A 14,229-nucleotide genomic window follows, 5' to 3' on the forward strand; every position below is an offset into this window, starting at 1 on the left:
ATTATGAAAAGAGTCTCTTTTTTGCGCCTGGGTCTCCAGGCGCTTTTCCTGACAGCGCTCACCTTGCTGGCAGGCTGCATGTCTTCTTCACGCAGCGTTCCTTCCAACTACAGTCTGTTATTTCAGGCGCACCCGCAAATTAATGACGGCGCACCGCTCAAAGTCAGAGTCATGCTGCTGAAATCGGATGCTGATTTCATGTCGGCGGATTTTTATTCGCTGCAAAACAACGCACAAGGCGTATTGGGGGCCAATTTGCTCAACAGCGAGCAATTTTTCCTGATGCCAGGTCAACTCAATAAGAAAATCGCCGGCCAGAGTACGCTGGATGCTCGTTACATTGGCATCATGGCCGAGTATCAATCCCTTGATGGCAAAAAGTGGCGGCTTTCACTCCCGCTGCCGGCACCAAGCGAGAGCAGTTTCTATAAAGTTTGGCAATGGTCGCCGGATGAGTTGAGTGCTGAAATCATTGCGGATATTAGCGGCGTTCGCGTCGAGGCCACACGCGACTAAAGCCTGAAAACGGAAAGCCATTATGAATAAAGCCGAAAAGGTCGTATGGACGGAAGGTATGTTCCTGCGCCCGCACCATTTCCAGCAATCTGAAAGCTATCTCCAGAGCGCAATCCGCGATTGGGGCACGACACAGCGCCCTTATATGTGGGGATTCCTCGATCTTGAGTTTGACGAAGCGATGCTACGCCAGGGCAAGATCGCGTTAAATTCCGCCAGCGGCCTGTTGCCGGATGGTACGCACTTCGCCTTCCGCGATCCGCGCCACGGGCCCGCGCCGCTGCTAATTGGCGATAACCAAACTAACGTTAACGTGGTGCTGGCGCTGCCGGCGCGGCGCGGCGGGCGTGAAGAGGTTATTTTTAGCGAAGCGGCGGATTCGTTGGCGCGCTACCTGAGTTTCGAGCAAGAAGTCGATGACTTCAACGCGATGTCAGTCGGTTCTGCTGCGGTGCAGTTCGGTCAACTGAGACTGAAATTGATGCTGGAAAGCGAACTGTCGTCCGAATGGACCGCGGTTGGCGTGGCGCGGGTGATTGAAAAGCGTAATGACAACCAGTTACGACTCGACAGCAACTATATTCCGCCAATGCTTAACGCTATCTCCAGCGCGCAGTTGTTGGAATATCTGAACGATATGCAGGGTCTGCTTGAACAGCGCAGCCAACAAATTGGTCAGCGCATGCAGCAGCCGGGCCGCTTCAATACGGCCGATATGGTTGATTTCATGTTACTGGCGCTGGTGAATCATCATCTTGGTCATGTCAGCCATCTTAAACATCTCCCTTTGCTGCATCCTGAGCAGTTGTATGGCACTTGGCTGGCTTTCGCCACCGAGCTTTCTACCTATACCCCGCAACGTTCGCCGGAATCGCACTTACCGGTCTATGACCATGACGATTTAGCGTGGTGCTTCGGTAAATTGATGCTGATGCTGCGTCAGGGACTCTCGTTGGTGATGGAAGAGAATGCTATCCAATTGCCATTGACCGAGCGCTCACACGGTCTCAACGTAGCAACGGTTCCCGAGTCCTCAATGGTGCGCGAATTTGGTTTTGTACTGGCGGTGCGCGCCAACGTGCCAGGCGAGGCGTTACATACACACTTCCCGGCACAGATGAAAGTCGCGCCGGTGACAAAGATCCGCGACCTGGTGCAGCTACAGCTACCGGGAATGGTGCTGCGCTCGATGCCGACCGCGCCGCCGCAGATCCCGTGGCACGCCGGTTACAGCTATTTCGAACTGGAAAAGGGCGGCGAGCTGTGGAAAGAAATGGAGAAATCCGGCGCCTTTGCATTGCATCTTGCCGGAGAGTTCCCCGGTCTTGATATGGAATTTTGGGCAATCCGCAGCCAGTCCGTCTGAAACGAAAGAATGAGTGCTCATAATGCAGGAACGACATGTTACCGGTAGCGATGCCGCTTTTTCCGGTGCGAGCAGCAATAACCCTCTGGTTGCCGCCGCAAATCCCTTGCTTAATGCCATCCCACAGATTCGTCATTCCGTTGCTCATGACGATCCGGCCGGCTTACGCCAGCGCCTGATTGACGAAATCCGTACTTTTGAAATGACCAGCCAGCGTGCCGGGTTGCCGTATGAGGTGATTGTCGGCGCGCGTTACTGCCTGTGTACCGCGTTGGATGAAGCGGCGGCGCTAACCCCATGGGGCAGCCGCGGCGTTTGGCCGGGCAGCGGGCTGTTGGTCACTTTTCATAATGAAACCTGGGGAGGAGAGAAGTTTTTCCAGTTGCTGGCAAAACTGTCGCAAAACCCGCGTGAGCATATCTGGCTGCTGGAGTTAATCAATTTCTGCCTGCTGATGGGGTTTGAAGGGCGTTACCGGGTGCTGGATAACGGGCGTTCGCAACTGGAAACCATTAAGCAGCGGCTACTGCAAATGATTCGCGGCGTGCGCGGAGGCTATGCGCCGCCATTATCTCCGCATCCGGAAGACCAGCCGGTAACGCGTAAAATGTGGCGGCCTGCGGTACCGCTGTGGGCCTGTACCGCATTGGTTGGATTCCTCGCGTGTCTGTTCTACATCATTCTTAACTGGCGGCTTGGCGATTACACCAGCCCGGTGTTGGCTTCGGTTTACCAGACTTCGCTGCCGGAAGTGAAAATTCACAACCCGGCACCGCGTCCGCCCGCCGCGCTTAACCTGAAAGGCTTCCTGCGACCGGAGATTGAACAAGGGCTGGTTGCGGTGCGTGATGAAGCCGACCAAAGCGTGGTGATCCTAAAAGGCGATGGTCTGTTTACCTCTGGTTCAACGGCGGTACGTGGGCGCTATGACAACGTGATTGATCGGATTGCGCAGGCGATGAATAACGTCAGCGGGAAAATCCTCGTCATTGGCTATAGCGATAATGTTCCTATCCGCAGTGCGCGCTTTGCCTCTAACTATGAGCTCTCCATGGCTCGCGCCCAGTCAGTGCAGGAGATGCTACAAAAGCATCTGTCACAACCTGAACGTGTGAAAGCGGAAGGACGCGGTGAAACCAATCCGATCGCGCCAAATAACACCGCAGAAAATCGCGCCCGCAACCGTCGGGTGGAAATCACGCTGTTAGTTTCGCCGGAAAATACCCGGGCGGAGCTGAACGGATTGCAGCAAGGAAACTAACGGATGCTGAATATTTTATTTTCCATTGTAACCAGCCGGTTGATGTGGGGATTTGTCGGCATCACCGCGCTGTCGTTTATTATCTGGGTGATTGGCCCGGTGTTCTCGATCGTTGACTCACGCCCGTTGGAACCTGAGCAGAACCGAATGATCAGTATCGGTTTACTCTACCTGGTGTGGATCATCAGTAACGTGGTTCCGCGTATTTATAATGCCTGGCTTAACCGGAAGCTGGTTGGCAGCCTCAGCGCCTCGGCAGAAGAACCGGCGGTAGATGGCGATCGTAAACGCTTGACCAATGAAGAACAGGTGTTGGCCGATCGCTTTAATGAAGCGTCGCAACTGCTGAAAAAGGCCCATTTTACTAACGACGGCAAACGTAAACCGATTTGGGCACAGCGTTTTAGCCGCCAGTATCTGTATCAACTACCGTGGTATGTGATTATTGGAGCGCCAGGCGCCGGAAAAACAACTGCGCTGGTCAACTCGGGTCTGCAATTCCCCTTGGCTGACCGTTTCGGTAAAACGGCACTACGCGGCATTGGCGGCACACGTAATTGCGATTGGTGGTTCACCAACGAAGCGGTATTACTTGATACCGCAGGGCGTTACACCACGCAAGAGAGCCAGCAAGCGCAGGATGCCAGCGAATGGAAAAACTTTGTTGATCTGTTACGCAAATACCGTGGGCGCCAGCCGATCAACGGCGTGATCATTACGGTCAGCGTTTCTGACCTGCTAACCCAATCGGCTGAAGCCTCACAGCAGCAAGCCATTTCGTTGCGCCAGCGTCTGGTTGAGTTACATGAGCAGTTAGGGATCCGCTTCCCGGTCTATGTGTTGGTCACCAAGGCCGATCTGCTCAAAGGTTTCCGCACCTACTTTGCCCGGTTTGACAAAGCGCAGCGCGACCAAATTTGGGGTTTCACCTTTCCGTGGGAACGTTCAAAGCTGGCTGATTTTGATCTTCAAGGCGCGTTTACCCAAGAGTATGCGCTGTTGCAGCAGCGGCTGGATGCCGGCTTGCCTGATACCTTATTACAAGAGGGTGAAGCGCAGGCCCGCGCTGAAACCTATCTGTTCCCGCAGGAGTTCGCTGCATTGCGTCCGTTGTTAGCGGAGTACCTCAGCACGGTCTTTGCCCGCTCTAACTTTGAAACGCAATTCTCACCGCGCGGCATCTACTTTGCCAGCGGCACGCAAGAAGGTCTGCCGTTTGACCGTGTCATGGGCGAACTGAATCGTGCGCTAAAACTCCCACCAGATGGGGGCCAAAGTGGTAAGAGCGATGCCTGGAATAACGTTAATAAAGAAGCGCCGATTCCGGGCAATAAAGGGCAAAGTTTCTTCTTAAAGAACCTGCTGCAAAATGTGATTTTCCAGGAGTCCGGGCTGGCGGGGAGCAACCGTTGGTGGGAGTTCCGTAACCGTGCGGTGTTATGGTCAGGCTACGTAGCGTTGCTGGCGGTGTTAGTGATTGCCGGTATTCTGTGGCTAACCAGCTTTGGTAACAACAAGGCTTACCTGAAAGAGGTTGAGGCGAAGGTGCCTGGCGTGGAGCGCCAAAGTCAGACGCTGCAGGCGAATGGCGAAAGCGATCTCTTCTCGTTACTGCCGTTCTTAAACAGCGTGCTACATCTGCCGGAGAGTGAGGACTTTGATCTCAACTCGCCGCCGATAACGCACCGGATGGGGTTGTATCGGGGCGTGGAAGTCAGCGATGCCACCCAGGCGTTGTATCAAAAATCGCTAAAACAACTGCTGTTACCGCAGGTGGCGCAGTTAATTACCGGTTGGTTACGTAATGATAACGGGACCGACGCTGATTACAGCTACGAAGCGCTGAAAGCGTATCAGATGCTGTATCAACCCAAACACTATGACGGCAAGTTTCTTCATGCCTGGATAATGTTGAATATTCAGCGCAACCTGCCGCAGAACGTAACTCAGGCGCAAATTAAGCAGCTTGAATGGCATCTGACTCAGCTCTTGGAGACGCAAATTCAGGCATCGCCGTATGCCAGGGATGATGAGTTGGTAAAGCGCGAGCAGGCGCTGATTAATCAGATGCCGCTCTCAGCGCGTGTCTATGGCCGCCTGAAGCGCCTGCTGGAACGTGATGAAAACTTAAAACCGGTGTCGTTGGTGTCGCTTGGCGGCCCGCAAAGTGAACTGGCCTTTTCGCGTAAGAGCGGTAAATCGGTGAGCGACGGCATTCCCGGTCTGTTTACCCCGAATGGTTATTGGGAGAGCTTCAACAAAAATATTGATAGTGTCACCGCCGCGCTGCATCAGGACGATCAATGGGTGTTAGGCGCTGCCTCGCAGGATGAGGACAAGCAGCAAACCGATAATGCGGTGCGCCAGTTGTACATGAGTGACTTTATTCGCCAGTGGGATAGCCTGCTAACCGATATTCAACTGAATAATAGCGCCGATCTTTCGCAACGTATCAATACCGCGCGCCTACTTTCTAGCGGCAATTCACCGTTACGTAAACTGGTGATTAATCTCAGCCATAACCTCATGCTGGAGCGGGTTCCTGACATGGATGGCAAAGGGCAAAACGGCGCAGCGGACAATGACGATAGCAGCGCGGCGCGAACCTTGCAGGCGCTATTCCGTTCGCGGCAAAACACCACCGCCGCCGCTGTGCAGCAGCAGACGCCGGAACAGGCGGTGACCGCGCACTTTGCGCCGATTATTGAGTTGGCGCAGCCGTTGGAGAAAGGCGGAAAAACCATCGTGTTTGATGATTTCATCAAACAAATCGATGAGCTTTACCGCTATTTAACCGCGGTGCAAGACGCCGCGAATAGCGGGATGCCGCCGCCAGCCGGAGACTCCATTAGCCGTTTGCAAGCCAGCGCCGGACGCTTACCCGGCTCGTTGCAAAATATGTTTACCAGCATGGCCGTCGGGGCCAGCAGTGACACGCAGCGCCGGGATTTAGAGAACGTACGTAAGCGGATTAATGTTGAGGTAGGGAGTTTCTGTCGGCAGGCAATTGCCGGGCGTTACCCGCTTTCGCGCACAGGGCGAGCTGAAGTGACACCGGATGACTTAGCGCGGATGTTCGCGCCGGGTACCGGTTTAATGGATGCCTTTTTCCGCGATAACTTAGCCAATAAGGTGGATACCACCCAATCGCGTTGGCGCTTCACGCCGGGCATTGACGGGAAGACGCTACCGGGCGGCGAAAGTATCCTACGGCCGTTCCAGCAGGCGCAAAACATTCGTGATGCCTTCTTTGCCAATGGCGCCACCACGCCAGCGTTCCGCGTCACCATTAGAACGGTACGCATGGATAACGATATTCTTAATTTGACGCTCGATGTCGATGGGCAGTTATTGCGCTACAGCCACGGACCGCAAGCGGTTCAACTGGTCAGTTGGCCAGGAAGTGGCGGAACCAATCAGGTGCGCATGCAGCTCGGGTTAACCAATGGTACCACTTCAACGCTGGTCACTAATGGTTCCTGGGCGCTCAATCGTTTCTTTGACCGCGCTCAATTGGCCTCGGGCAGCAGCAGCCTGAGTCGCCAGGCGACCTTCAACGTCGACGGGCATCACGTCACGCTGGAGTTTACGCCAAATAGCATCCGTAATCCGTTTCAGCTCCCCGGGTTCTCATGCCCATAGCCGCAAGGAAATGAAGATGAGCCACTATCCTGCGATTGGCTGGTACGGCAAATTGCCCAGTGCCGGTGACTTTTTGCAGCGCCGTTTTCCCGATGCGTTAACCAAACAGTGGACTCACTGGTTTCAGGTGGGATTACTTAACTGGCAAAAAAGTGAAGAGCAGCGTGCGGGCGAAGCCCGCCAGTTTAGCAATGCGCCGGTTTGGAATTTTGTGGTACCGCCGATGTTAGGCGGGCAATTGGTACAAATGGGTTGCCTGTTGCCCGCGCGCGATAGCGTCGGGCGGCAATATCCGATTTGCGCATTGTGCAGTTTTACCCCGGCAGAATGGAATCCGCAGCAATTGGCGTTAGCGGGAGAATGGTATCAACAGTTGGGCCGCACCCTATTGCATGCGGTACGCAATGGTTATTCGGTTGAACAGCTTGACCAGGCGCTGCTGGCCATTCCGGCGCCGCCGGTTCCCGACGAAGAGGGGCGCTCGGATATTTTTGATGTGATTGGTTATGGTGACAATGTCAGTACCTTGAGCTGGAAACAGGCATCGGATTGCTTCGATCCGCAGCAATACACCAGTTTCTGGTGGACCAACCAAACCGATGGTTATCCGTTATATACCCATGTGCACAGCGGTAACTTCACCAGCCAGTTGTTCTCACTGCTGTTTGATCCGGCAGGAGGCGCGCGGCCTGGACGCCATGGTCTTTATCCGCCAATGTTTGAGTAGTAATTTCGCAAGCGACAGGAACAGATATGAATATCGATGCGCTCTTGGCTCCGGTAAGCAGTGAACGCCCTTGTGGGGAAAACCTGGAATACGATGCCGACTATATGGCCATGGAGCAGGCCAGCGAGGGGAAGGCTGAGCAGCAGTTTGGCGATACCATCATTCCGGCGGAGCCGGCGGATTGGACCAAGGTTGAACGGTTGGCGACCAGTTTGCTGACCCGCACCAAAGATTTACGAGTGATGTTAGCACTTACTCGCGCCTGGACGCAGTTAAAGGGGCTGTCTGGCTATGCAAATGGCCTGCAACTGATTAAGCAGGCCTTGTTACTCTACTGGGAGCCGTTGTATCCGTTGCTGGAAGAGTATGGCGAACGCGATCCTTTTTACCGCATCAACGCGTTAGGCGCGTTGGGAGACAAATCCGCGTTAACCGCAGCGCTGCGTCAGGCTTCGTTATTACGTAGCGCCTCGGATGAAATCACTCTGCGTGATGCCTGTTCTTTACTTGATGGCAGTAAAAGCGATGTAGCCGGTTATCCCGGCGGGCGTGCGCGGCTGGTAGATGAGTTGGCACGTGGCGGTCAGCCGGGTATTGATGCGATTATCAGCATAAGTGAGCGGTTACAAACAATTAGCGAAACGCTGATCGAACACCTCGGTGAAACCGGCGTGCCGGAAATAGAGCAGCTACAGAAATCGATAAATTTAGTCGCCCAGGCGTGCTCGGCAACCGATCTTTCAACCCTGCTGCCTTCCGGTGCGAGTGGCGATGAAGCCGAACCCGTTGCCGCTGCCGAAACAACGGTCACCGCAAAACCAACGCGCGCCGCTGCCGATTGGCGGAGTGCTCAGCTCAGCTCACGCGCCGATGCGCAATTGATGCTGGAAAAAGTAAAGCACTACTTCACACAGCACGAACCCAGCCATCCGGCACCTTTGATGATTGACCGCGTACAGCGGCTAATCGAGCTTGATTTTATGGACATTATTCGCGACCTGGCGCCGGACGGCGTCAATCAACTGGAAAATATTTTTGGTCGTCGCGACTGATTAAACCCGATACGGCAGCGAGGCTGAGAGCGCCGCCTGCTTAATGTTTGTTGCGCATATCCAATGGAGAAAACCATGGCAACCAGTAAATCCAGCGGGCAGAAATTTATCGCCCGAAATCGCGCGCCACGCGTACAGATTGAATACGATGTGGAGATCTACGGCGCGGAACGAAAAATTCAACTGCCCTTCGTCATGGGCGTGATGTCCGATCTGGTCGGTAAACCTGTCGATCCGCAACCGAGCGTCGATGAGCGTAAATTTCTCGAAATCGATATCGATAATTTTGATGAGCGCATGAAAGCGCTGAGACCGCGTGTCGCGTTCCAGGCCGACAACACGCTGACCGGCGACGGGCGTTTGAACATCGATCTGACGTTTGAAAGCATGGATGATTTCTCACCGGATGCGGTGGCCCGCAAAGTGGAGCCGCTCAGCCAATTGCTGGATGCGCGCACGCAACTTTCCAACTTACTGACCTATATGGACGGTAAAAACGGCGCGGAAGAGCTGATTTCAAAAATTTTGCAGGATCCGACTTTGCTGAAGTCATTGACGCATCTGCCGAAATCCGATCAATCGGCGAAAGATAGCGAGGAGTAATCAATGAGTAATCCTTCTCAACAGCAGTCCCAGCCAGAGCAGCAGGGCAGTTATAGCCAGGATGAATTCAGCGCGTTGCTGAATAAAGAGTTCCGTCCGAAGAGCGACCAGGCGCGAGCGGCGGTGGAAAGCGCGGTAAAAACGCTGGCGCAGCAAGCGCTGGAAAATACCGTCACGGTTTCTAGCGACGCTTATCGCACCATTCAGGCGTTAATTGCTGAAATCGACGAAAAACTCTCTCAACAGGTTAACCAGATTATTCACCATGACGATTTCCAAAAACTGGAAGGCGCGTGGCGTGGCCTGAGCTACCTGGTCAATAACACCGAAACGGACGAAATGCTGAAAATCCGTTTTATGAGCATTTCGAAGCAGGAACTGGGCCGAACCTTAAAGCGCTATAAAGGCGTGGGTTGGGATCAAAGCCCGATTTTCAAGAAAATCTATGAAGAAGAGTACGGCCAGTTTGGCGGCGAGCCTTTTGGTTGCCTGGTGGGCGATTACTACTTCGATCATAGCCCGCAAGACGTGGAACTGCTGGGTGAAATGGCGCGTATTGGCGCCGCGTCGCACTGCCCGTTTATTACCGGCACCGCGCCGACCGTCATGCAGATGGAATCCTGGCAGGAACTGGCGAACCCGCGCGATCTCACCAAGATTTTCCAGAATACCGAATACGCTGCCTGGCGTAGCCTGCGTGAATCGGAAGATGCGCGCTATCTTGGCCTAGTGATGCCGCGTTTCTTATCGCGTCTGCCTTACGGTATTCGTACCAATCCGGTGGATAGCTTTGATTTTGAAGAAGAAACCGACGGCGCTAACCATAGCCACTATACCTGGACTAACGCGGCCTACGCGATGGCGGCCAATATCAACCGCTCATTTAAAGAGTACGGCTGGTGCACCTCAATTCGCGGTGTGGAATCCGGCGGCGCGGTAGAAGACTTACCGTGTCACACCTTCCCGAGCGATGACGGCGGCGTGGACATGAAATGCCCAACCGAAATCGCGATTAGCGATCGTCGCGAAGCGGAACTGGCGAAAAATGGCTTTATGCCGCTGGTACACCGTAAAAACTCTGATTTCGCCGCATTTATCGGCGCGCAGTCACTGCAAAAACCGGCGGAGTATCACGATGCTGACGCGACGGCTAACGCACGTCTCTCTGCGCGTTTGCCCTATCTGTTTGCTTGCTGCCGTTTCGCCCACTACCTGAAGTGTATTGTGCGCGACAAAATCGGTTCGTTCCGTGAGCGCGATGAGATGGAGCGCTGGTTGAATGATTGGGTGATGAACTATGTGGATGGCGATCCGGCTAACTCCTCACAGGAAACCAAATCTCGTAAGCCACTGGCGGCGGCAGAAGTGCAGGTGCAGGAAATTGAAGATAACCCAGGTTATTACGCAGCGAAATTCTTCCTGCGTCCGCATTATCAACTGGAAGGGTTAACCGTTTCTCTGCGACTGGTTTCTAAATTGCCATCGCTGAAATCAAATGATGCGTAATGCATATACCCTAAATAATTCGAGTTGCAGAAAGGCAGCAAACGAGTGAATCCCGATGAGCTTACTAAAATAAGTGATTCGGGTGAGCGAATGCCGCTAACGCATCTGCAACTTGAAGTATGACGGGTATAAAAGAATCCGGTTATTTATTACCCTCTAAATAAATAACCGTATCTCTGAAATATCCATGTAGCGATATTTAAGAGCGAGGCAGAGGTAAAATATGGACTGTTTTATTCAGCCCCATGCTTTCCTGTTTGCCATATTATGCCCTAAATAATTCGAGTTGCAGGAAGGCTGCAAGAGAGTGAATCCCGATGAGCTTACTAAAGTAAGTGATTCGGGTGAGCGAATGCTGCTAACGCATCTGCAACTTGAAGTATGACGGGTATACTGCTTTTTAAAAGCAATCTTAACTAACAAAGAGAAGATCTTATGGCTATTGATATGTTTTTGAAAGTTGACGGTGTAAGCGGCGAATCGAAAGATTCTAACCACACCGGTTGGACTGATATCACCTCTTTTTCCTGGGGCGCGTCTCAACCGGGAAATATGGCAGTTGGCGGCGGCGGCGGTGCCGGTAAAGTTAACTTTAACGATCTGAATGTTAAAGCTTTAATTGATAAGTCAACAACTGCATTGCTAAAACACTGTTCCAGTGGAAAACATCTTACCAAGATTGAGTTATCAGTTTGTAAAGCTGGTGGTCAGCAAGTCGAATATACGCGGATTACATTGGAAGACGTTCTCGTCACATCAGTACAATATACTGGTTCAAATGATGGCGAATTGGTTGGGGTTTCCTACGCATTCCAGGCTGCTAAGGTTAAACAGCAGTATTGGGAGCAAACTTCCTCTGGTGGTAAAGGCGCAGAAAGTAGCGCTGGCTGGAATATTAAAGAGAATAAAGAAGCCTAATTAGCTGCCCGCTCCTCTTGGGGTGGGTAAAGTAACACTGTTTTATTGCAAAAGGAGGTGACGTTATGGCAGCAAGGCCCGGGTTTTTGCAGGCATGGCACCGCTTTAGTGAGATAAATATTAGCGTATCTGAAGTTGGAAAGAAAATTGGCGGCAACGTTGGAGCTAATATTACTCTTGGCGAACAGGATGCTACTCAAGGATTTACCAATGCTTGTGCAATTCGAATGAGTTACACCTTGAATTATTCGGGAGATAAAGTAATCCGGGGGCCGTGGAAAACTGTTTCTGGTAACGATAAGAATTGGTATATCTATCGGGTAAGAGATCTACTGACATATTTTTATGCGAGATATGGAAAACCAGATAAAACAGTAAAAAATCCAACCGTAAATGACTTTAAGGGATTAAATGGGATTTTGGTTTTTTCTGTTAATAGCTGGAGTGATGCAAGTGGACATGCGACGCTATGGAATGGCTCTTCATGTTCAGACCATTGCTATTTCCCTATGTCAAATGAGGCTTCAATATGGCTTCTAAAGTAAAAATAATTACGTTGATATCACTCACGTTTTTTTCTGTGGGGTCTTATGCAAAAACTGAATACTCAGCAGAGCAATATATCAGAAATTATGCGCTAAGTACCTGTATATCACAAGGCTATAACTCTAAAGAGGTTAAAGATGATTCTGCGGCTGCTGCGCGGGGTTATTTAGAGTTTGGTGATTATTCGCTAGCTGCTCATACGGCAGTGAGAAAGTTGGGAAAAGATTTTCTTGCTAAAAAATATCGCAGCCAGTCTGGTGAGTCGATGACATTAGCAAAATGTATAGATTTTTACCATAGCAAGGAGCTTACTGATTTGATTAATAGCTTCAAGGGTAAGGAGGATGATTGAAAGTCTCTTCCAAAGATGTTTTTTATGAGTATGGTGGTAGTTAACAGTTAATATGATAAAAACATTTTCAAAAATAGATTTGAACAATTATTCTTATTGTTAATCTGTTTCTTGTGGTTGGATGGTTTTATCATTTTTATTGAAATTTTAGTTGCTATATTATTTTTTAAATTAAAAAAGAATTCGGTTTTTATTGTTGTTAAATAAAAACCGTACCTCTGAAATATCCATGTAGCGATATTTAAGAGCGAGGCAGAGGTAAAATATGGACTGTTTTATTCAGCCCCATGCTTTCCTGTTTGCCATATTAGTGCTTTTTAAAGCAATCTCAACTAATGAAGAGTAGATCTTATGGCTATTGATATGTTTTTAAAAGTTGACGGTGTAAGTGGCGAGTCGAAAGATTCTAACCACTCTGGCTGGACTGATATAACTTCTTTCTCATGGGGAGCCACTCAGCCCGGAAATATGTCTGTTGGCGGCGGCGGCGGTGCCGGTAAAGTCAACTTTAACGATCTGCATGTAAATGCTTTGATTGATAAATCTACTACGGCACTATTAAAACACTGTTCTAGTGGTAAGCATTTGACCAAAGTTGAACTCTCCGTTTGCAAAGCGGGTGGTCAACAGGTGGAATATGCAAAAATTACACTGGAAGATGTTTTAGTAACATCGGTTCAATATACCGGCAATGATAATGGTGAGCTGGTTGGGGTGACTTATGCATTCCAGGCTGCAAAAGTGAAGCAACAGTACTGGGAGCAGACCGCTTCCGGCGGCAAAGGTGCTGAAAGTAGTGCCGGCTGGAATATTAAAGAAAACAAAGAAGCCTAATAAATTACCCGCTTTATTTTAATAAAGCGGGTAATTTCCACTGGAAAGTTATTTAACCTGGACCGCATGAAGATGACTGTATTGAAAAAAGGCGATCGTGGCGTCGCTGTACAACGACTTCAAAAGCTTTTAGATGAAAATGGTGTAAGAGTTTCTACTGACGGCATTTTTGGATATAAAACTGAGCTGGCGGTTAAGGAATATCAGAGAAAGAAAAATCTATATCCTGATGGCATAGTTGGTCGTAAAACGCTTTCCAGTTTAGGTACTCCTCTCCCGACGCGAGCCCCCCAACCCCCGATCGGTGGTAGCCATGGTAGACAGGCTGTGGGCGCAATGGATGTTTCAGTTAGCGGAATGACCTTTCTTTTTCACCGGGAAGCATGGCTTGGTCATAGCTGTTATTTACACTGGCCCGGAGGAGCTAGCGGCGTTACTCTAGGCCCCGGTTACGATATGAAAGAAAGAACCTCTGAATCAATAAAAAATACAATGACAGGAATTGGTCTGGATCAGATTACAGCTCAAAAAATAAGTGAGGGCGCAGGGCTAGTGGATGATAAGGCTCGTGACTTTGCCACTAATAATCACAACACAGTGAAATTAACAGAAACACAGGAAACTGCGTTGTTAAAAGTCATTATTCCTTCATATGTTTCAATGGTTAGAAACAATATTTTTGTACAACTTACGCAAAATGAATTCGATGCACTTGTTTCATTTTCCTATAATCCGGGTGGTCGTTTTAATAATGTCTGTTCCTTCATTAATCAAGGGAAAGTTGCTGATGCAATGACTGAAATAAAGAGAGCGAACACATCCAAGGGAAAAGTCATGAAAGGTTTGACTAACAGACGAAACTATGAAGTGGATTTATATCTGAATGGTATTTATGCTAATTAAGGA

General features: G+C 50.6%; 13 protein-coding genes. All 13 read left to right on the forward strand.

From position 1 onward, the window contains the following. Positions 1-3: 3 nt before the first annotated feature. The 13 genes from tssJ to PMPD1_RS03630 all read left to right on the forward strand — a co-directional run bounded on the left by tssJ (position 4) and on the right by PMPD1_RS03630 (position 14,226). Complete coding sequence (gene tssJ / locus PMPD1_RS03570) at positions 4-516, forward strand: type VI secretion system lipoprotein TssJ (protein WP_173632741.1); 513 nt, start codon at positions 4-6, stop codon at positions 514-516. 22 nt (positions 517-538) lie between these two features. Continuing rightward, the gene (tssK, locus tag PMPD1_RS03575) at positions 539-1,882 is read left to right on the forward strand and encodes a type VI secretion system baseplate subunit TssK (protein WP_173632742.1); all 1,344 of its coding nucleotides are present in this window, start codon (positions 539-541) and stop codon (positions 1,880-1,882) included. 22 nt (positions 1,883-1,904) lie between these two features. Next, on the forward strand, positions 1,905-3,143 hold the full coding sequence (locus PMPD1_RS03580) for a DotU family type VI secretion system protein (protein WP_173632743.1): 1,239 nt from the start codon (positions 1,905-1,907) through the stop codon (positions 3,141-3,143). Positions 3,144-3,146: 3 nt separating this feature from the next. Further along, positions 3,147-6,785: a type VI secretion system membrane subunit TssM gene (tssM, locus tag PMPD1_RS03585; RefSeq protein WP_173632744.1), complete on the forward strand. Its 3,639-nt coding sequence runs from the start codon at positions 3,147-3,149 to the stop codon at positions 6,783-6,785. A 16-nt stretch (positions 6,786-6,801) separates the two neighbouring features. Continuing rightward, a complete protein-coding gene (gene tagF / locus PMPD1_RS03590; RefSeq protein ID WP_173632745.1) occupies positions 6,802-7,512 on the forward strand; it encodes a type VI secretion system-associated protein TagF in 711 nt (236 codons plus the stop codon). A 26-nt stretch (positions 7,513-7,538) separates the two neighbouring features. Beyond that, positions 7,539-8,564 (forward strand): type VI secretion system protein TssA, encoded by a 1,026-nt coding sequence (gene tssA / locus PMPD1_RS03595; RefSeq protein WP_173632746.1) that lies wholly within the window; start codon positions 7,539-7,541, stop codon positions 8,562-8,564. 75 nt (positions 8,565-8,639) lie between these two features. After that, a complete protein-coding gene (gene tssB, locus PMPD1_RS03600; RefSeq protein ID WP_173632747.1) occupies positions 8,640-9,167 on the forward strand; it encodes a type VI secretion system contractile sheath small subunit in 528 nt (175 codons plus the stop codon). A 3-nt stretch (positions 9,168-9,170) separates the two neighbouring features. After that, positions 9,171-10,673 carry a type VI secretion system contractile sheath large subunit gene (tssC, locus tag PMPD1_RS03605; protein WP_173632748.1) on the forward strand — a complete coding sequence of 501 codons (1,503 nt, stop codon included), beginning with the start codon at positions 9,171-9,173 and terminating at the stop codon, positions 10,671-10,673. A gap of 435 nt (positions 10,674-11,108) precedes the next feature. Next, positions 11,109-11,591 (forward strand): Hcp family type VI secretion system effector, encoded by a 483-nt coding sequence (locus tag PMPD1_RS03610; RefSeq protein ID WP_173632749.1) that lies wholly within the window; start codon positions 11,109-11,111, stop codon positions 11,589-11,591. A gap of 65 nt (positions 11,592-11,656) precedes the next feature. Next, the gene (locus tag PMPD1_RS03615; RefSeq protein ID WP_173632750.1) at positions 11,657-12,136 is read left to right on the forward strand and encodes a type VI secretion system amidase effector protein Tae4; all 480 of its coding nucleotides are present in this window, start codon (positions 11,657-11,659) and stop codon (positions 12,134-12,136) included. Continuing rightward, entirely contained in the window at positions 12,121-12,489 is a 369-nt protein-coding gene (locus PMPD1_RS03620) for a T6SS amidase immunity protein Tai4 family protein (RefSeq protein WP_173632751.1), read from the forward strand. Before PMPD1_RS03615 ends, PMPD1_RS03620 begins: the two co-directional genes overlap by 16 nt. 351 nt (positions 12,490-12,840) lie before the next feature. Continuing rightward, the gene (locus PMPD1_RS03625) at positions 12,841-13,323 is read left to right on the forward strand and encodes an Hcp family type VI secretion system effector (protein ID WP_173632752.1); all 483 of its coding nucleotides are present in this window, start codon (positions 12,841-12,843) and stop codon (positions 13,321-13,323) included. Positions 13,324-13,395: 72 nt separating this feature from the next. Beyond that, a complete protein-coding gene (locus PMPD1_RS03630; protein WP_173632753.1) occupies positions 13,396-14,226 on the forward strand; it encodes a DUF8812 domain-containing protein in 831 nt (276 codons plus the stop codon). The last annotated feature ends 3 nt before the right edge of the window (positions 14,227-14,229 follow it).

This window comes from Paramixta manurensis (genome assembly GCF_013285385.1).
Taxonomy (GTDB): domain Bacteria; phylum Pseudomonadota; class Gammaproteobacteria; order Enterobacterales; family Enterobacteriaceae; genus Paramixta; species Paramixta manurensis.